Source organism: Parahaliea maris, from assembly GCF_008064665.1.
Taxonomy (GTDB): domain Bacteria; phylum Pseudomonadota; class Gammaproteobacteria; order Pseudomonadales; family Halieaceae; genus Parahaliea; species Parahaliea maris.
On record NZ_VRZA01000003.1, the window covers coordinates 227241 to 246681 of the forward strand.

The 19441-nt window shown below is 62.5% G+C and carries 17 protein-coding genes; 8 read left to right on the forward strand and 9 right to left on the reverse strand.

Features of this window, described 5'->3' with window-relative positions:
• The first annotated feature begins 4 nt into the window (after positions 1 to 4).
• Positions 5 to 1480: an amidohydrolase family protein gene (locus FV139_RS09425; RefSeq protein WP_148068188.1), complete on the forward strand. Its 1476-nt coding sequence runs from the start codon at positions 5 to 7 to the stop codon at positions 1478 to 1480.
• A gap of 47 nt (positions 1481 to 1527) precedes the next feature.
• On the forward strand, positions 1528 to 2490 hold the full coding sequence (locus tag FV139_RS09430; protein ID WP_148068189.1) for a GntR family transcriptional regulator: 963 nt from the start codon (positions 1528 to 1530) through the stop codon (positions 2488 to 2490).
• Here FV139_RS09430 and FV139_RS09435 read toward each other — a convergent pair whose 3' ends face one another.
• Positions 2491 to 2763, reverse strand: coding sequence for an oxidative damage protection protein (locus FV139_RS09435; RefSeq protein ID WP_148068190.1), 273 nt, complete (start codon positions 2761 to 2763; stop codon positions 2491 to 2493).
• 35 nt (positions 2764 to 2798) lie between these two features.
• A complete protein-coding gene (gene mutY / locus FV139_RS09440) occupies positions 2799 to 3863 on the reverse strand; it encodes an A/G-specific adenine glycosylase (protein ID WP_148068191.1) in 1065 nt (354 codons plus the stop codon).
• 145 nt (positions 3864 to 4008) lie between these two features.
• On the opposite strand from mutY, the gene FV139_RS09445 reads away from it, so the two are divergent.
• The 6 genes from FV139_RS09445 to FV139_RS09470 all read left to right on the forward strand — a co-directional run bounded on the left by FV139_RS09445 (position 4009) and on the right by FV139_RS09470 (position 8999).
• Entirely contained in the window at positions 4009 to 4776 is a 768-nt protein-coding gene (locus tag FV139_RS09445; protein WP_148068192.1) for a glucose 1-dehydrogenase, read from the forward strand.
• Between the two features lie 118 nt (positions 4777 to 4894).
• Entirely contained in the window at positions 4895 to 5488 is a 594-nt protein-coding gene (gene hisB / locus FV139_RS09450; protein ID WP_148068193.1) for an imidazoleglycerol-phosphate dehydratase HisB, read from the forward strand.
• A 5-nt stretch (positions 5489 to 5493) separates the two neighbouring features.
• Positions 5494 to 6159 carry an imidazole glycerol phosphate synthase subunit HisH gene (gene hisH / locus FV139_RS09455; protein WP_148068194.1) on the forward strand — a complete coding sequence of 222 codons (666 nt, stop codon included), beginning with the start codon at positions 5494 to 5496 and terminating at the stop codon, positions 6157 to 6159.
• Positions 6153 to 6887 carry a 1-(5-phosphoribosyl)-5-[(5-phosphoribosylamino)methylideneamino]imidazole-4-carboxamide isomerase gene (gene hisA, locus FV139_RS09460; RefSeq protein ID WP_148068195.1) on the forward strand — a complete coding sequence of 245 codons (735 nt, stop codon included), beginning with the start codon at positions 6153 to 6155 and terminating at the stop codon, positions 6885 to 6887. The genes hisH and hisA overlap by 7 nt, the downstream gene beginning before the upstream one ends.
• A 10-nt stretch (positions 6888 to 6897) precedes the next feature.
• Entirely contained in the window at positions 6898 to 7671 is a 774-nt protein-coding gene (hisF, locus tag FV139_RS09465; protein ID WP_148068196.1) for an imidazole glycerol phosphate synthase subunit HisF, read from the forward strand.
• 80 nt (positions 7672 to 7751) lie between these two features.
• Positions 7752 to 8999, forward strand: coding sequence for an alpha/beta hydrolase (locus tag FV139_RS09470; RefSeq protein WP_148068197.1), 1248 nt, complete (start codon positions 7752 to 7754; stop codon positions 8997 to 8999).
• 21 nt (positions 9000 to 9020) lie between these two features.
• On the opposite strand, the gene FV139_RS09475 is transcribed toward FV139_RS09470, so the two are convergent.
• From FV139_RS09475 to FV139_RS09505, 7 genes are all read right to left on the reverse strand, one after another.
• Positions 9021 to 9605 (reverse strand): hypothetical protein, encoded by a 585-nt coding sequence (locus FV139_RS09475; RefSeq protein ID WP_148068198.1) that lies wholly within the window; start codon positions 9603 to 9605, stop codon positions 9021 to 9023.
• Positions 9606 to 9671: 66 nt separating this feature from the next.
• Entirely contained in the window at positions 9672 to 10181 is a 510-nt protein-coding gene (locus FV139_RS09480) for a hypothetical protein (RefSeq protein ID WP_148068199.1), read from the reverse strand.
• 122 nt (positions 10182 to 10303) lie between these two features.
• Positions 10304 to 13426, reverse strand: coding sequence for an efflux RND transporter permease subunit (locus tag FV139_RS09485; RefSeq protein ID WP_148068200.1), 3123 nt, complete (start codon positions 13424 to 13426; stop codon positions 10304 to 10306).
• A 1-nt stretch (position 13427) separates the two neighbouring features.
• The gene (locus tag FV139_RS09490) at positions 13428 to 14555 is read right to left on the reverse strand and encodes an efflux RND transporter periplasmic adaptor subunit (protein ID WP_187276468.1); all 1128 of its coding nucleotides are present in this window, start codon (positions 14553 to 14555) and stop codon (positions 13428 to 13430) included.
• 233 nt (positions 14556 to 14788) lie between these two features.
• Positions 14789 to 17062 carry an arylsulfatase gene (locus tag FV139_RS09495; RefSeq protein WP_148068202.1) on the reverse strand — a complete coding sequence of 758 codons (2274 nt, stop codon included), beginning with the start codon at positions 17060 to 17062 and terminating at the stop codon, positions 14789 to 14791.
• Between the two features lie 136 nt (positions 17063 to 17198).
• A complete protein-coding gene (locus tag FV139_RS09500; protein ID WP_148068203.1) occupies positions 17199 to 17969 on the reverse strand; it encodes a divergent polysaccharide deacetylase family protein in 771 nt (256 codons plus the stop codon).
• Positions 17970 to 18000: 31 nt separating this feature from the next.
• The gene (locus FV139_RS09505) at positions 18001 to 19311 is read right to left on the reverse strand and encodes a S41 family peptidase (protein ID WP_187276469.1); all 1311 of its coding nucleotides are present in this window, start codon (positions 19309 to 19311) and stop codon (positions 18001 to 18003) included.
• Positions 19312 to 19441 lie beyond the last annotated feature (130 nt).

The following is a 19441-nucleotide window of genomic DNA, read 5'->3' on the forward strand; positions in this document are numbered from 1 at the left end:
CGTAATGAAACTCAGTCAGAAAATGATGGCGATAGCAGCGACCCTGCTGCTCTGCTACACCGCCCACGCCGGTCAGCTGGCCATCGTGGGTGTCACGGTGATCGACGGTAACGGCGGTAAACCGCTCGCGGACGCAACCGTGCTGGTAGACGGTGAGCGTATTACCGCCGTGGACAAGCGCTCCCGGGTGAACCTGCCCGAGGGCGTTACCCGGGTGGACGGCCGCGGCAAGTTCCTGGTGCCGGGGTTTATCGACAGCAATGTACACGCTTCGGTCTACGGCAACTCCCGTCGCCGGGAGACAGTGACCAAGTACCATCATCGCAGTGAGGAACTGATCGCCGAGTTTGTGCAGCTTCAGCTCAAGCACGGTGTCACGACCATTCGCGACAGTTACGGTGCCTTGATTCCGCTGATGGCAGTGCGCGACCGCATTGCCCGCGGCGAGGAGGTTGGGCCGCGCATGCTGGTGGCGGGGAATATCCTCGGCTGGGGAGGCCCCTTCTCCATGACCTTCTCCCTGATGCAGGAGTCCGAACTGACCCTGTTCCAGCAGCAGTGGAATGACTACATCGCCCAGGGCAGCGGTGAAGAACTGATGGACATGGAGCCGGCGGAGCTGTGGCGCGCGGTTAACGCCTACCTGGACAAAGGGCCCAATTTCATCAAGTACGGTGGCACCAGCCACTTCAATGTGCCGTCCTTGATCGGCTTCTCGCCGCGGGCCCAGAAAGTCATTGTCGAAGCCGGTCACGCCCGGGGCCTGGTGGTGGAAACCCATTCCACCAGTCCGGAAGGCCTGCGGCTGTCGGTAGAGGCGGGTATCGACCTCATCCAGCACCCGGAAATGCTGACCCGGGACTACTCCGACGAACTGCTTGAACTGGTGGTAGACAGCGGTGCCCTGTGTGCCATGCGTCCCAATGTCTACACCGGTCCGTCCTGGCAGGCCCACCTGGCCAGGCGGGAGGCGGCTTTGTCTGCCCAGGCGGATCTGCCACCACCGCGGACCTCCGCCGAACATCGCCAGCGCGAAGCGGCCCTGGGCCGCTGGTTGCAGATCCAGCGCGACAACGCCCTGCGCCTGATCCGTGCCGGCTGCCCCGTGACCATTGCCACGGACAATTACCAGGGCAGTGCGCCCGAATTCCGCAAGGCAGTGAAAAACCCCAACCAGGAGCCGGGCATCGGCAGCCTGATCGCCATCGAAGGCCTGGTCGAGTTGGGTATGAGCGAGAGCGAGGCCCTGGTAGCCGCGACCCGCAACGGCGCCAGGGCGGCTCGCATGCTGGAGGATATCGGCACCCTGGAAGCGGGCAAGGTGGCGGACATGCTGCTGCTGGACGCCAACCCCCTGGTGGATATCCGCAACATCCGGCAGCAGGCAGCGGTGTTCGCCCGCGGCCAGCTTATCGACACCGACCAACTCCCGGAACAGGCCATTTTCTCGGCCCCGGGCGGCGAGTTAATGGACCTGTAGGGCACTTTCCCCCGACCCGCCCTGCGGGTCCTCCCTTGGGGCCGGATGTGCAATATTGCCATCCGGCCCGGTTTATTTTCGAGGTGGAGTACAATGGCGCGGTGCCGTCCGACGGCGGTATCGACAGGAATAATGTAAACACCATGACGATTGCCGAACAGATCAAGGCCGATCTGGCCAGTTGCCTTGCCCAGGGGGAGCAGGCGCTCCCCTGCAGGCTGACCCTGGATGCCCTGGCGAAGCACTATGGCGTCAGTATGACGCCCGTGCGCAATGCGGTGGAGGATCTGGTGGGCCTCGGCGCTATCCGGCGCCTGGACAACGGTCGCCTGGCACCCGGCAAGGTCAGCGGCCGCACGCTGGCCTCGCTGTCACGCCAGATCGGTAAGCCCGGCAACCGGCAGGGACTGGAACAGGAGGTGCGCCGGGAGGTGGTGTGCCGCAGCCTGCGCCAGGATGGCGAGTTCCTCCGCGAGCAGGCCACCGCCGAACAGTTCTCCACCGGGCGCACCGCGGTGCGCCAGATCTTCTCCCGGCTGGCCGGGGCCGGCATGCTGGAGCATGTGCCGCGTCGTGGCTGGCGGGTAAAACCCTACAGTGCAGCGGACACCCTCGACTATCTGGTGGTGCGTGAATCCCTGGAGCTGAAGGCCCTGGACCTGGCCCGGCCTAATTTCGTCGAATCCGAACTGCGCTCCCTGCTCGCGGCCAACCAGACCACCAACGGCCATGCGCCTGTGCTCGACTACGACATGCACGACTACTGGATCGAGCGCTGCGACAATCGCTACATTCAGGAATTCTTCGCCCGCTACAGCGTGTTTTACAACACCCTGTTCAACTCTGCGGTCACCGACGACGCCGTCAAATGTGAAATGGCCAGGGAGCACTGCGAGATCGTCGAGGCCCTGCTGGAGAAGGACTGGCGCGGTGCCCGCAGCGCGCTGTCACGGCACATTGGCGATCAGCAGGACAACGTCGAGCGGATGATCGCCGCCCTGCGGGACTGATTACTCCGCGGGCGGGACGTAGCCCTCGGCCTGGTCGTAGTCCTCACCGGCGAGGAACTTGTCCATCTCTCCCTGCAGGTACTTCCGGGCCTGGGGATCTACCAGACTCAGCTGTTTCTCGTTGATGAGCATGGTCTGGTGCGCCTGCCACTCCTGCCAGGCCTGTGTCGACACGTTCTCGAAAATATCCTGGCCTTTGGGGCCGGGATAGGGCGGCGCGTCGAGACCTTCGAGTTCTTGTTGGTACTTGCGGCAGAAAACAGTGCGGGGCATGGCGGAATTCCTGATCGGGTACGCGGGTAGGGGGTTCAGAGCCGGGCCAGCAGCCTGGCGACCGGTGCGGCGAGACCCACCCGGGAAGGTTGCGCCCTGTTATACCAGAGGTGTCCGTCGCAGGCCATGACGGCAGTGGGCGCGGCGGGTAGTTCGGCCCGTACCGGCGTGATGTCCAGGTGGTAGTGGCTGAAGGTATGGCGAAAGGTGTCGAGGGTCACCAGTTGTGCCGGTTGCATACCCCAGTTGTCGATGCACAGATTGCCCGCGCCGCTGGCGTCATCCAGTTCCGGAAAACACCACAGCCCACCCCAGATGCCGCTAGGAGGACGCTGGCGCAGGTAGACTTCGCCCCGCGGAGTCATCGCAATCAACATCACGGTGGCACGCACGGGCAGGGTTTTTTTCGGTTTGCGCCCGGGATAGTTGGCCTGTTCTCCCGTGGCGCGGGCGCCGCAATCCCCACTGACCGGACACAGTTCGCAGCGCGGCCTGCTGCGGGTGCACAGGGTGGCGCCCAGGTCCATGATGGCCTGGGTGTAGTCGGCGCTGCGCCGGCTGTCGCCGGGGGTCAGCTCGTCTGCCAGCTGCCACAGCGCCCGGTGTACCGGGGTGTGCCCCGGCCACCCGGAGACCCTGGCGTGGCGCGCCAGTACCCGTTTGACGTTGCCGTCGAGAATGGCGGCGCGCTGGCCAAAGGCGATGCTGACAATCGCGCCGGCGGTGGAGCGCCCGATACCGGGCAATTGCTCCAGTAGTTCTACCGAGTCGGGAAAGCTTCCCCCGAGTTGCTCGCAAACCTGCTGCGCCGCCCGGTGCAGGTTGCGGGCCCTGGCGTAGTAGCCCAGGCCCGTCCAGTGGTGCAGGACTTCGTCAATGGGCGCCGCTGCCAGGTCTTCAACGCTGGGGAAGACGTCCATAAACCGCTGGAAGTAGGGAATGACAGTCTTCACCTGGGTCTGCTGCAGCATGATCTCGGAGACCCAGACCCGGTAGGGGCTGATGTCCTGCTGCCAGGGCAGGTCGTGGCGACCGTGATTATCGAACCAATCCAGCAGGCGGTTGGCGAAAGACTTTGAGGCAGTAGAGGGTGTGGTCATGGTGAGCGCCACGGTAGCGGGGCTACCCTCTCTGGTCAATCGCCCTGGTCAGTTGAGCAGCCTCCTTCATTTGGAGTATGCGCCGCCTGTTTCGCGCGGGTATGCTTCCCGGCCCTGATTCTTCGAATAAAAAGAGAGTACACGGATGTCGAGACTGGATGGAAAGGTCGCCATTGTTACCGGTGCAGCCCGCGGTATGGGAGAGGCCACCGCGCGCCTGCTGGTCGAGCAGGGCGCGAAGGTGGTACTGGCAGATATCCTCGACGAGGAGGGCCAGCGAGTAGCGGACGAGCTGGGCGACGCTGCGGTTTATGTCCACCTGGATGTGACCGACAAGGCCCAGTGGCAGGCCGCTGTGGCGGCCGCCGGACAGCTGGGTACGCTCAACGTGCTGGTCAATAACGCGGCCATCCTGATCCACAAGACCATCATGGACACCACCGAAGAGGACTTCATGCTGGTCACCCGCATCAACCAGTTGGGCGTGTTCCTGGGGATGCAGGCGGTGTTCGAGGCAATGAAGGCCGGCGGTGGTGGTTCCATCATCAATATTTCCTCGATCGACGGCCTCCAGTCCAAGAACTCCCTGGTGGCCTATACGGCCAGCAAGTGGGCGGTGCGCGGCATGACCAAGACCGCGGCCCTGGAGATGGGCAAGTACAACATCCGGGTGAACAGCGTGCACCCGGGTGGCGTTTACACCGACATGCACGGCAAGGACTTTATGACCCGGGAGCAGGCCGATGCCACCTATGGCTTCCAGGCCCTGCCAAGGGTGGGCATGCCGGGCGAAGTGGCGGCAGTCACCGCCTTCCTGGCGTCGGATGAGGCCAGTTACAGCACCGGTTCCGAGTTCAAGGTCGACGGCGGCTGGAACGCCGGTGCCATCAACGACATGCTGCCCCAGCTGTAAACCCCTCCCCCGGCCTACAATTGCCACTGCGCGGCCGCTGTCGGCCGCGCCTGCTTTTGCTATAATCGCCCGCCTTTTTTGGCAAAGCTGCCCGCGATCCCCCGGATTGGAGATGACAATGGCCGAGCGCAAGGCAACGGTTAGCCGCAATACCCTGGAGACCCAGATCACCGTGACGGTGAACCTGGATGGTTCCGGGCAGGCGAAATTCGATACCGGTGTGCCCTTCCTGGAGCACATGATGGACCAGATTGCCCGCCACGGCATGATGGACATCGAAGTCGACGCCAAGGGCGATACCCACATCGACGACCACCACACGGTGGAGGATATCGGCATCACCCTCGGTCAGGCGGTGGCCAAAGCCGTGGGCGACAAGAAGGGCATCCTGCGTTACGGGCACGCCTATGTGCCGCTGGACGAGGCCCTGTCGCGAGTGGTGGTGGACTTTTCCGGCCGTCCCGGCCTGGAATTCCATGTGCCTTTCACCCGCGCCGCCATTGGTACCTTCGACGTGGACCTGTTCCACGAATTCTTCCAGGGCTTTATCAACCACGCCCAGATCACCCTGCACGTGGATAACCTGCGCGGTGAAAACAGCCATCACCAGGCCGAGACCGTATTCAAGGCCTTTGGTCGCGCCCTGCGTATGGCGTTGACCGCGGATCCTGCCATGGCTGGCATCACCCCCTCCACCAAGGGAGTGCTGTAGCGGCTATGTCACAGCGGGTCGCAGTCATCGATTACGGCATGGGTAACCTGCACTCGGTGGCGAGCGCCCTCGCTCACGTGGGTGCCGGTGAAGTTCACGTTACCTGTGATCCAGAGGAAATCCGCGCTGCCGACCGGGTGGTATTCCCGGGGGTGGGCGCGATTCGGGACTGCATGGCGGAAATCCGCCGCCTCAAGTGCGACGAACTGCTTGCCAGCGCCCTGACCGAAGAGCGCAAGCCGGTGCTCGCCATCTGTGTCGGCATGCAGGCCCTGATGAGCCGCTCCGAGGAAAACGGCGGGGTGGATTGCCTGGACATCATCCCGGGGCAGGTCCGCCATTTCTGCAGCACCGTGCAGGGCCCGCACCTGCTGGATGCCAGCGGCGAGCGGCTGAAGGTTCCCCACATGGGCTGGAACGAGGTGAAGCAGACCCTGCCTCACCCCCTGTGGCACGGTATTGCCGACAACAGCCGCTTCTATTTCGTGCACAGCTACTATGTGCACGCCGAAGATCGCAGCCTGCAGGCCGGCGCGCTGCACTATGGGGTGGAAGCCGACGCCGCCCTTGCCATCGATAACCTGTTCGCAGTGCAGTTCCACCCCGAGAAGAGCCATACCGCCGGGCTGCAGCTGCTGCGCAACTTTCTGGAGTGGAACCCCGCATGCTGATTATCCCCGCCATCGACCTGAAGGACGGCCAGTGCGTGCGTTTGCGCCAGGGCCTGATGGATGACTCCACCGTCTTTTCCGATGACCCGGTGGCCGTGGCCGCCCGCTGGGTGGAGGCTGGCTGTCGCCGCCTGCACCTGGTGGATCTCAATGGTGCTTTTGCCGGCACCCCGGTCAACGGCGAGGTGGTCACCGCCATCGCCGCTGCCTACCCGGATTTGCCGATCCAGATCGGCGGCGGCATCCGCGACCTCGAAACCATCGAGCACTATGTGCGGGCCGGTGTGAGTTACGTGATCATCGGCACCAAGGCGGTGAAAGAACCCGCCTTTGTCCCTGAGGCCTGCCGCGCTTTTCCCGGCAAGGTCATCGTGGGCCTGGATGCGAAGGACGGCCTGGTAGCCACCGACGGCTGGGCCGAAGTGTCGGAAGTCAAAGCCACCGACCTTGCCAAGCAATTCGAAAGCGACGGTGTGTCCTCCATTGTCTACACCGACATCGCCCGCGATGGCATGATGCAGGGCGTTAACGTGGAAGCCACCGTGGCCATGGCCCGCGCTTCCAGTATTCCGGTGATCGCCTCTGGCGGCATTACCAATATGGATGACATTCGCGCCCTGAACGCCGTTGCCCACGAGGGTATCTGTGGCGCCATCACCGGCCGCGCCATTTACGAGGGCACCCTCGACGTGGCCGAAGCGCAGAAACTCTGCGACAACGCGGCGTAGGTAGGTAGCCATGGGTCTCGCCAAACGCATTATTCCCTGCCTGGACGTGGACAATGGCCGGGTGGTGAAAGGCGTAAATTTCGTCGGTATCCGCGACGCCGGTGACCCGGTGGAAATTGCCCGACGCTACAACGAACAGGGCGCCGACGAGATCACTTTTCTCGATATCACCGCCAGCCACGAGGGCCGCGATACCACGGTGCACACCGTGGAACAGATTGCCGAGCAGGTCTTTATCCCCCTGACTGTAGGTGGCGGTATCCGCTCGGTCGAGGATATCCGCACTATGCTCAACGCCGGCGCGGACAAGGTCAGCATCAATACCGCGGCCATTCATGAGCCAGAACTGGTGCGCCGGGCGTCCGAGCGCTTTGGCGCCCAGTGCATTGTCGTGGCCATCGACGCCAAACGGGTCGACGATGTCGACGGCAAGCCGCGCTGGGAAATCTTTACCCACGGTGGTCGCAAGCCAACCGGCATCGATGCCGTGGCCTGGGCGGTTAAAATGGCGGACCTGGGAGCCGGCGAAATCCTGCTCACCAGCATGGACCGGGACGGTACCAAAAATGGCTTTGAACTGGGAGTGACCCGCGCCATTTCCGACGCGGTGGATATTCCGGTGATCGCCTCCGGCGGTGTCGGTAACCTCGACCACCTGGTGGAGGGTATTACCCTGGGCGGCGCCGATGCGGTGCTGGCGGCATCGATCTTCCACTTTGGCGAGTACAGCGTTCCCCAGGCCAAGGCCTACATGGCCGAGCACGGCATCGAGGTGCGGCTCTAGTCGCCATTCAATCCGGGCTTTCCCACCACGGCCCGGTTCCGGTATAAGTGGGCTTGACTGATTGCTGCGAGGAGCCAGCCATGTCCACCGTCTTTTTCCTGTTCGCCCTGCTCTGTGCCCTGCTGAGCTGGAACCTGTTCAGGCCAGTGTTGCGCCAGCCCATTCTCTCTATCGCCAGCTTCCTGACGGGCTGGCTTGTGGGCGAACTTGTTCAATATGCATTCCTGGTGGAATTGCTCCTGCTGCTGGCCTTTATAGCGGGTGGTGTGGTGACGGGTTTCTGGGGTGCGATGGGTGTGCTGCTGGTGGTCGCGGCCTGGTTGGGCATGGGGTATTACGCCTTTCGCGCCACGCGCTGTGCCGACGAAGCGGATGAGGCCTTATGTGAAGGCCTGGGAGAGGATTACCTCGAAGCAATCGACAACAGCTTGCAAAGCCACCTGGATGCACCACTGGACCTGGACCGTCTGAAGCGCCCCTTCCGTATGCACCTCCCCGGGGTGGAGCGTATCAAGGACATCGAGTTTCACCGCGAACCGGAGTGCCGGCTGATGCTGGACCTGTACCGGCCCCGACAGGTGCCCGAGAAAGCGCCGGTCCTGGTGCAGATCCACGGTGGTGGCTGGACCGAGAAAATGGGCAGCAAGAATGAACAGGGCCTGCCGCTGATGAACGAGCTGGCATCCCTGGGCTGGGTTTGCGTGGCCCTGAGTTACCGTCTCAGTCCCACCTGGAAATTGCCGGCCCACGCCATTGATTGCAAGCGCGGCCTGGCCTGGGTGAAGGAGCACATCGCCGAATACGGTGGCGACCCGGATTTCGTGGTCATCACCGGCGGCTCTGCTGGCGGCCACCTCTGTTCATTGCTGGCGCTGACCCAAAACCGTCCGGACCTGCAGCCCGGATTCGAGGAGGTGGATACTTCGGTCCAGGCCTGCGTCAGTTTTTATGGCGTGTACGACCTGGCCAATGAACACGGTCTGCACAACAACCTGTCGATCAGTGGTTACATGGAAAGCACGGTGGCCGGGCGGCCACCGCTGGTGGACATCGACTTCTACCGCGCCCTGTCACCCCTGGCGAACATCACGGCCGAGGCGCCGCCCTTCATGGTCATACACGGCACCAAAGACAGCCTGACAGCTTTCCCAGAGGGCGAGTACTTCGCCCGTGAGTTGCAGCAGACTTCGCAACAGCCGGTGGTCTTTCTGCCCGTCAGTGACGCCCAGCATGCCTTCGATATGTTCCACTCCCTGCGCAGCGAGCAGGTATTGCGTGCCGTGGTGGCGTTTGTGAGCTGGGTCAGGGCGCGCCGTACAGCGACCTGAGATTCGCTGTCAGGGCGCCGGCTAGGTGCCTGTTGGGTGGCGGTCGTCCAGGGATTCGAGAAATAATTGCTCCAGTTTCTGCCACTCGCCGACATTGGGGCAGCTGAACTGGACGCGCGCATCATAGGCCTTGCCGTCGAAGTTGCCTGCGTGGAATATCAACATCCCCGACCTGCTTCCGGGCCCGGTGTCGCCGGCGCGGATAATAGGCCCGTCGCGACCGCCGCAGGTATTTTCGCCTACGATCTCGGCCCGCTTGCGCCACTCCTGTTCCCGGTACTCGGCATTGGTGTTGTCGCTGGGTCCGATGGAGAACGACATGATGCGTGCGCCCTTGCAGCGCTGTGCGCAACGGGGCGCCCTCACGTCCACGGCATTTTCCGAGGGGATATAGCGCGCCTCCCAGTGGGCGGGATAGGCGAAGCTGCATTGAAACTCCTCGTTACCGGGATAGATCGCGGTCGCGGCGTAGTCGCAGTTGCAGCAGTCGGCTGGCGGAGGTTCGGCAGAGGCGGTGGGTTCTTCGGCCGGGGTGTCTCCCGGGCCACAGCCGGTGATGGCCAGCCCGAGGAGTAATGCACTCACACTCGCTTTGAATATTCGCATGCCCCATCCCGGTACTGTTGCGCCCCGGAAGTATAGTCCAGGGCGTGACCAGGGGCGGGCGCCGGGTCAGAACAGGCCGCCGAGGTCCTCCACTGCCTCTACTACTATCCCGGTACCCACACCGATACGCAGGATGTCGGAACCGACCCGGATCAGTTTGTAGGCCGGGTCGTCATAACCCAGCCGTACGTGGAGATCGTGGGGTAGCGGATAGTAAACGACGTCATCCGGCAATCGATGGCCGACACTCCATTTCCGCGCCTGCCCCGGGGGCTGGCAGCCGTTGCCCTTTTTGGCCAGCCCCGGGGGACATCCCTGGCGGCTGAATTCGTTGCTGTAATAGTCGCGGATGATGCTGCGATGGGGGCTGTCGAACACGATGCTTACGTCGATATTGTCCCGGTCGCGGGAGTCGTAGCCACCCTGTTTGTCGTGTTTGACCTTGGCTGTGTTGCCCTTGTCCTTGTTGGGGCCGCCCGCATGGGCCGGCGGGGCCGCATTGGCTGCCCCGGCCAGCATCGCCGCGGCGATGAGGGCGATGGCACTCTTGGTGATATTTCCCTTATTAAACAGCATAGTAGCCTCCTTGATCCTGGGTACCAGCCTAGCGTGCCAAAGCTGAACAAAGGCTGAACGGCACGCGGGCAGGATGGCACAGGGGGCCATTCCGTCCAATGAAAATCAGGGCATTCAGGGAGTTAATGCTGTCCTGCGCCGGTTGCCAGGGCGACCTGCTCTGCGCCCGCCCTGCGTGCGGCCACATCGCGGCCCAGGTACATGTACACCGCGGGGAGTACGTACAGGGTAAAGAGCGTGCCGATCGTCATACCGGAGGCGATCACCAGCCCCATGGAGAAACGGGCGGAGGCCCCGGGGCCCTCGGCGATCAGCAGGGGGATCATGGCCAGCACCAGGGCGGCGGTGGTCATGAGCACCGGACGCAGGCGCACCGAGGCGGCTTCCTCGATGGCCTCCCGCTTGTTCATACCCTCCTCCTGCAACCGGTTGGCGAACTCCACGATGAGGATGCCATGCTTGGAGATCACTCCGATCAGCGTGACCAGGCCTACCTGGGTGTAAATGTTCAGGGTCGCGCCGGTGATCTGGAACATCGCCAGTACGTTGAGACACAGCAGGGCACCACTGACCGACATCGGTACCGTCACCAGCATGATGATTGGGTCGCGGAATGACTCAAACTGCGCCGCCAGCACCAGGTAGATCAATAGCAGGGCGAAGAAGAAGGTGGTCAATAGCGAACTGCCTTCGGTCTTCAGCTGTCGGCTCTCACCGCCGTAGTCGATACTGTACTCACGGGTGAGAACCTCGTCGGCGATGTTTTCCAGGGTTTTGAGGGCGTCACCCAGGGCAATGCCGGGCCGGGGTATCCCGCTGAGGGTGACCGCATTCAACTGCTGGAAGCCTTTCAGTGAGCGCGGTACCACGTCGTCCTCGAGGGTCACCAGGGTGTGCAGCGGGATGAGTTTGCCGCTCCGGGTTCGGGTGTAGTAGTTGTGGAGGTCAGCCTTGCTCAAGCGCTGTTGGCGCTCGAGTTGGGGTATAACCTTGTAGGACCGGTCATTCATGGCAAAGCGGTTGATGTAGCCACCCGACAGGAGGGCGCTCAGGTCAGCCGACAGGGTCTGCATGTCCACGCCGAGCAGGGCCGCCTTGTTGCGGTCGATCACGATTCTCTGTTGTGGTTTGTCGATCTTGAGATCCTGGTCGATGAAGATGAACTTGCCGCTTTCCCTGGCTCGCTTAAGCACTGCACTCGAGGCCTCCGAGAGAACAGGGAAGTCCAGGGTGGTATTGATGACAAACTCGACCGGCATGACACCCCCGCCTGGCAGGGGAGGTGGATTGATCGCGTTTACCTGGAGACCGGCAATGTTCTGGGTGCGGGGTTGTATCGTCTCTTGCAACACCTCTCTGGAACTGCGTTCGCGCTCGGACCAGGGCTTGAAGATAAAACCGCCGAAGATGCCATTGGTCGAGCCAGGCGACAGGCGGCTGACGCCGTTAAAGAGGAAATTGACGGCGATTTCGTCGGTACTCCGGGTGATGGCCCCGATTTCCGCCGAGTACTTCTCGATGTAATCGAGGGTGACGTAGGGATCTGCTTCACCGAGATAGAAAATCAGGCCGAGATCTTCCGGGGGGGCCAGTTCTGCCGGGGCGCGCAGGAACAGGAAATAGCAGGAGGCAATCACCAGCGCGCCGAATACCAGGATGCCGGCGCGGTCCTCCATGACCCGGTCCAGGTCGCGGTGGTAGACCCGCCGCAACGCCTCGAAGCGATCGTCGAGCCAGTTCTCCAGTTTATTGCCCCCAGTGCCCTCGTGTTTGGTCAGCATCTTTGCGCACATCATGGGCGACAGGGTTAACGCCACAATGCCCGAGATGAGTACGGCCCCAGCCAGGGTAAAGGCAAACTCGGTAAACAGCGTGCCGGTCAGTCCACCCACGAAGCCAATCGGAATGTAGACGGCCACCAGCGTCGTGGTCATAGCGACAATGGGCCAGGCCAGTTCGCGCGCACCCTTGAGGGCTGCATCGACCGGGGCCATGCCTTCCTCGATATGACGGTGGATGTTCTCCAGTACGATAATCGCGTCGTCCACCACAATGCCGATGGCCAGGACGATGGCAAGCAGGGTGAGCAGGTTGATAGAGAAACCCATCAACTGCATCAGGAACAGGCCACCAATCAGCGACAGGGGCACAGCCACAGCGGGAATCAGCACCGAGCGCATGGAGCCGAGAAAGAGGAAGATCACCAGGATTACGATGACCATGGCTTCCACGATGGTGGATTGCACGTCGCTGATAGCGTTGTTGATGTAGATGGTCGCATCGTAGTTGATGTCGCCGTTGATGCCCTCCGGCAGCCGCGGGTCGATCACGTTGTCATAGACATCGCGGACCCGGGCAATGACCTCCAGGGCATTGGCATCGGTGGCCACATCAACCTGGATGAATACCGCTTCCTTGTCGATGACCATTGCCGACTGGTCGTAGCCCTCGTTACCCAACTCGACCTCGGCGACGTCACCCAGGCGAACAATCGCTCCGTCCTCCTCCCTCAGCACCAGTTGTTCAAACTGTTCCACCGTAGACAGGTCGGTATTGGCCTTCAGGTCGACTGTGATCATGCTGCCCTTGGTCGCACCTACTGCCGACAACACGTTATTGGTTGCCAGCGCCGAGCGCACTTCGCCTGCGGTGACATTGAGTGCCGTCATGCGCTGCTGGTCCAGCCAGACCCGCATGGCGAAAACACTGGTGGTTTCCGCACTGGCACGCAATACACCGGGCAGGGTGGACAACTTGGGCTGTACTTCCCTGATCACATAATCGGCCACCCGGTTGGTGGGCAGCACATCGCTGTCGAAGGAGATATACATGCTCCCTACCTGCTCACCGATGGCCAGCGTAATGACCGGGTCCTCTGACTCCCTGGGCAGCTGGTTGCGCAGCTTGTTGACCTTGGTGACCACCTGGGTCAGGACCTCGTCCGGGTCCGCGTCGGTCCGTACATAGGCACTGATACTGCTCAGCCCCTGGGTACTGTTGGAGGTGATGTAGTCGATGTTCTCGGCGGTGGCGATTTCCCTTTCCAGCGGCGTGGTAATGAAACCGCGGATCAGTTCGGCATCGGCGCCGGTGTAGGCGGTAGACACGGTGATCACCGCGTTCTCGATCATCGGGTACTCACGCACGTTCAGATCGTTGGCGGCGCGCAACCCCAGCACCAGCAGAAACAGGCTGATAACGCTAGCCAGGACCGGCTTGTGGATGAAAATGTCTGTGAATTTCATATCAGCCGTTATCCGGTTTGGGTTCGAGACTGGCGTCGGGCTGGATCTGGTTGTTGATGGTGACGACGGATCCCGAATTCAGTTTCAGCAGGCCACTGGTGGCCACCGTTTCTCCGGGATTCAGCCCGTCGAGAATCGCTACGAGGTCGCCGCGAACCGGGCCCAGAGAGACAAAGCGCTGGGTCACGGTCAATTGCTGCCCGTTCTCGTTCACCACGTAGACCGAATTACCATAAGGCCGATAGGCGACGGCGGTTCGCGGTACGATGACCTGCTCCACCTGCAGCCCGATCGGCAGCGTCAGGCTGGCAAACATACCGGGCTTGAGCAGGTCATCGCGATTCTCCAGGGTTGCCTGCACGGCAAAGTTGCGGGTGTCGGGATCGATAACCGGGGCAATGGCAGTTACCTTCCCCTCGAAACTGGCACCGCCGAGCGCCTGCAGGCGGGCCTGTGCGGTCATGCCGGTGGCGATCTGCCCGCTGTACTGCTCGGGCAAGGTAAAGTTGGCGTAGAGGCTGTCCAGTGACTGTAGTTCGATGATGGTGTCGCCGGCCTGGACATAGTCGCCGACGTTGAAACGCCTGATGCCCAGTCGGCCCGAATAGGAGGCGCGCAGCGCCTTCTGCTCAATACGCGCTTTCTGGGCCTCGACACGGGCCGTGGCCTGGTCGACCTGGCTGGTGCGTTGGTCCAGCTCAGACTTGGAGATGTTGCGCGATTCAACCAGGCTGTTGGCGCGGCGCAGCTCGATGGCTGCGAGTTCTGCGGCGGCCTCCAGTGCCTTGAGTTCAGCCCGGTCCGGCGCCGAGTTGAGCGTGAGAATGATGTCTCCTGCCGCGACCTCTGCACCGTTGTCGAAGAATATTTCCTCGATGGTGCCAGGGACTTCGGTCGCCAGCTCGGCGCCGCGAATGGCTGCCAGGGTGCCCACCGATTCAACCGCGTCCTGCCACATGGCCGTGCGTGCTTCGGCGGTGGTGATCGCCTTGGGGGGCACCGGCATATTGTCCATGAACTCGTTCATTTTGATATTGCCATACCACTGCATGCCCAGTACCCCGCCGAAGATGAGGAGGGTGGCGATCAGCATGAGCCACATGCGTTTTCCGAACAGCAATTTCTTCATGATGGTTTGTTTCATCAGCCGGTAACAAAAAAGGGGGTACGCAGCGGCATCCGGGGCGGATGTCAGCCTTTTGGTTGCACGCGCAACCGGCAATCATACGCGGCTGCCGCCTACCGTGAAACGCTAGACTTCCTCGGTCACCTGTGTACAACTTTCGGGAATGAAAACGCCGGTCTCGGGGCCGGCGTGGTGGTGATTGCCGGCCACTGCAAGTGACCGGCAAATAGCGCTCGCTAGCGACCGCCGAGATCGACCTGGTGCAGGATGGCGCCGCGCAGCGGGTAACCCAGAGGGGCATCGTCCGGGTAATGGCCCGCGGGTGAGCCGGTATCGATGCCGGTGTCGAAAGTTTCGTCAATCGAGAAAAAGGCCGGTTGGCTGGCGCGGACACTGTCGCTGCCCTGGGTCACACCGTCCACCTTCAGGGTGAAGGTTCCGCTTTTGGCATAGCCGGGGCCGTCGTAGTCGAACTTGACTGCGATGTTGTGGGCGCCCGCTGGCAGGGGATCACGTCCCTGCAGGCGGATCTGGCCGAATTCGAAGATGCGGTACTCGAACACCGGGCGGCCGCTGTCGTCGAGATAGAGCGACCAGCCGGCGGCGGTGCCACCCATGGTGGCGAGGACGCCGCGGCCGCCGCCATCCCGATTCACCGCAACATCTGTGACCACCGACCAGGAGCGGTTGTCGATATTGGGTACCTGGTCTTCCGGCACACCGACGGTACCGGTGTAGTAGGTGACCCGCTCACGGCCCTCGGCCAGGAAGGGCATCGGGGTGCGCACATTGGCCGCGTTGCGCAGGGGCAGGATCCTCAGATCCTGTGCTTCGCTGTTGAACAGTTGCTGCAACTCGGCCAGCTTTGCCGGCTGTTCGGCCGACAAGTCATGGGCCTGGCTGAAATCGTCATCCAGGTTGTAGAGCTCCCATCGGTCATCGTCAAAGTTGGAGGGCTTGTTGGCCAGGCCAACCGTCCAGGGGATGCGGTCGTGGCGGGCGGAAGCCATCCAGCCGTCGTGATAGATGGCGCGGTTTCCGAACACTTCGAACAACTGGGTGTCGTGGAATTCGGGGGCGGTGGCACTGGCGAAGCTTGCCAGCATGGAGCTGCCGTCCATCGGTAGCTGGCTGACGCCGTTGATTGCTTGCGGCATTTCGATACCGGCAGCGGCCAGGATGGTGGGGGCAATGTCGTTGACGTGGGAGAACTGCTGGCGCAGGCCTCCCTTGTCCTCGATGACCCTGGGCCAGGACACGACCAGCGGGTTACGGGTGCCACCCAGATGGGAGGCAACCTGCTTGACCCACTGGAAAGGGGTGGTCAGTGCCCAGGCCCAGCCAGCGGGATACTGGGGATAGGACTCGGCGCTACCGATGCTGTCGAGTTTGGCCAGTTGTAGCTGTACAGGCTCCTGCAGACCCTGGAGCGCGCCCATATAGTTGATGCTCCCCGGGGGACCGCCTTCGGCGCTGCTGCCGTTGTCACCGACCACGTAAAAGAACAGGGTATTGTCGAACTGCTTGCTGGCTTTGAGGTGATCTACCAGTTTGGCTACCTGGGCGTCGGTGTGAGCCAGAAATCCAGCGTAGGTCTCCATGAGCCTGGCGGCGACCTTTTTCTGGTCGTCGCTGAGGCTGTCCCAGGCGGGAATGAGGTCGGGGCGCGGTGTCAGGTCCGTGTTCGGGGGAATTACCCCGAGCTGCTTCTGGCGGGCGATAATCTCTTCGCGCATGGCGTCCCAGCCCTGGTCGAAGCGACCCTTGTAGCGTTCGATCCAGTTTTTGGGGACTTGTAAGGGAGCATGTGCCGCACCGGTGGAGTAATAGAGAAAGAATGGCTTGTCCGGGGTCAGGCTGTGCTGCAGTTGCAGCCATTCAATCGCCTCCCGGCTCATGTCTTCGGTGAAGTGATAGTTGTCCACGTCCGGGCGCATGACGGGCCGGGTTCCCTCGTAGAGGGTGGGATCAAACTGGTCGGTCTCGCCACCCATGAACCCATAGAACTTTTCAAAGCCGACGCCGGTTGGCCAGCGGTCGAAGGGGCCCATGGGAGAGGTTTCCCAGCTGGGAGCAAGATGCCATTTGCCGATGGCGGCGGTGCTGTAGCCGCGCTGGCGCAGCATCTCCGCCACGGTGGCGGTGTGCGGGTTGAGCACGCCCTGGTAACCGGGGTAGGCATTGGCCACGTTCATCACTGTTCCCACATTGGCGCGGTGAGCGTCGCGTCCGGTGAGCAGCGCTGCCCGTGTGGGTGAGCAGATGGCGGTAGTGTGAAAGCGGTTGTAGCGCAGACCCTCGGCCGCCAGCGCTTCCAGCCCCGGGGTGTCCGCGGGGCCGCCGAATGTACTGGCTGCGCCGAAGCCGACATCGTCGAGTAGTACCACGACCACGTTGGGAGCCCCCTCCGGAGCTGCGAGTTGTTCTATCCGGGGGCTGTTTTCAGCCCGGGCCAGGTTCGTGAATGTCAGTGCCAATACAGCGGCAAGCAGGCGGGAAATTACAGCCATTCGATCGACCTCGAGGGATTGCGGAGGGCGTTACAGTAGCTTCAGTCGCCTGCCCGTGAAATGGCCCCGAGGACATTGACAGGCAGAGACTCTGAGGCGGTATATCAGGGGGAACCGGAGTGCTGTATCGCGACCACTAGGGGCCGGCTGCGGCCGACCCCGGCGCGCTGGTATCGAGTACCTCTGATACCAGCGCCAGTCGATAGGAACTGTGCGTCAGCTTGGGCAGTACCCGCTGCAGGTAGGCGATGGTTTCCGGGTAGGGGTGGCCAATGGCCACTGCCAGCCCACGTTCCCGTGCCAGCTGGATGAAATAGTCGAAGCGTTCAGCAATCGCCTCCTCGCTACGCTGGTTATCAAGGAACACCTGCCGCGACAGGTGCGGCACGCTGGCTTCGCCGGCTACGACGGCGGCGACCGTACCCTTGTCTGTGCGGGAATCGACAAAGTAGAGCTGGCGCGCCGACAGCTCGGCCATCAGCCACTCCATCTGCGGCCGGCGCCGGGTGAGGTCGGAACCCATGTGATTGTTGAGTCCGCGCACGTGGGGAACGCTGGCCAGCGCCGCTGTCAGAATCTGGTGGAAATGGTTTCTGTCCAGTTCCGGGGTCAGGCCACCGCGGCCCAGGGCTTTGTGACCGAGGTTACTCATTGGCTGGTGCAGGAGTACTTCCTTGCCGTAACGGTGCGCCAGTTCGGCCAGCTGCGGGCCGTGAGGGGTGTGGGGAAGAACGGCGTAATTCAGCCTGCCCGGGAGCTCGACAGCCGCCCGTCCATTGTCCAGCTGGTTGCCGATATCGTCGATGATCAGGACCAGGGTGTAGCGCGGTGCCTGGTATTCATCGCTGAGGTAGCTGCACTCCCCGCGGTGCCAGCGCTCGGCGCTGGCGGGCAGGGCCGCCAGCATCAATCCGATAAGGAGGAGGCCGCGCAGGGTGTCAGGACTCGCTGTCGAGAGCCGCGGCAGCGCGCGCCCGCTTGTCGCGCAGGCCCAGGATGTTGACCCCTTTCAGCAGGGTGAGCGCTTCGTAGAGCTGGTTGTCAGTCGCCAGCAGGCCGTTCACGCTGCGACTGGCGGGGCGCCCGGCGTCGCCGTTGGCGTTGTCGAGGTGGCCCGACAGGTCCGCCTCGCTGATCTGGCGCGAGGTGTCGTAGGCCGTCACCCTGGCCCGCTCCACCTGGATGTCGGGTTCAATCCCCGAGGCCTGGATGGAGCGGCCGTTGGGGGTGAAGTAGAGCGCGGTGGTCAGCTTGACTGCGCGGGACTCGGAGATGGGCAGTACCGTTTGCACCGAACCCTTGCCGAAGCTGTTGGTGCCCATGATGACCGCGCGGCCGTGATCCTGCAGGGCCCCGGCCACAATCTCCGAAGCGCTGGCAGAGCCGCCGTTGATCAGTACTACCATGGGAATGCCGTCGGTTGAGTCCGCCGGCTGGGCTTCGTAGCGTACGTCGGAGTTGGCCAGCCGGCCTTCGGTATAGACCACCAGCCCGCCGTCCATGAACAGGTCCGCCACGTCGACGCTGGCCCGCAGGACCCCGCCAGGATTGTTGCGCAGGTCCAGCACCAGGCCTTTCAGCTTGCCTTTTTCCTTGAGTTTGGACAGGGAGGCGCTAACGTCCTCGCCGGTATGATTCTGGAACTGGGCAATGCGAATGTAGCCGTAACCGGGCTCCAGTTCCCGCTCGCGCACGCTGGCCACCTTGATGGTGTCGCGTTTCAGGGTCACCTCAAAGGGCTCGGTTTCCCCGGGTCGGCCGATGGTCAGCTGGATTTCGCTGCCTTTCGGGCCGCGCATTTCATCGATAGCCTCATTGAGGCTCATGCCTTTGACCGGCTGCTTGTCCAGCTTGAGGATGATATCCCCGGTCTGCAGCCCGGCCTCGGCGGCAGGGGAGCCGTCGATGGGGGCAATGATCTTGACGTAGCCGTCTTCCATGCCGACTTCCAGGCCCAGCCCGCTGAACTCGCCGGTAGTGTTGGATTGCAGGTCCTCGAAGGCGTCCTTGGTGAGATAGACCGAGTGGGGGTCCAGGCTCATCAACATGCCCTGGATGGCGTACTCCAGCAATGTGGAGTCGTCGATCTCCTCGACGTAGCCGATGCGGATCTGGTTGTACACGTCGGCGAAGGTGCGCAGGTCGTCCAGTGGAAGCAGGGGCTCCTGTTCCACCGCGGCGGTCAGTGAGAGAGGAAGGCTGAGCAGGGCAGCCCCCATCAGGGTTCGGGTAAAACGGGGAATGTGCATGATTACCGCCACTGGGGCCCGGGGCCGGTGCATTGAAAAAACAAGTGGCCTCCAGTGTAACCCAAAGCCCGGTCGGCGTGGCAGGGGCCCTGAACCGGTAACCCTGAACCGGTAACCTGGAGCCAGCGTA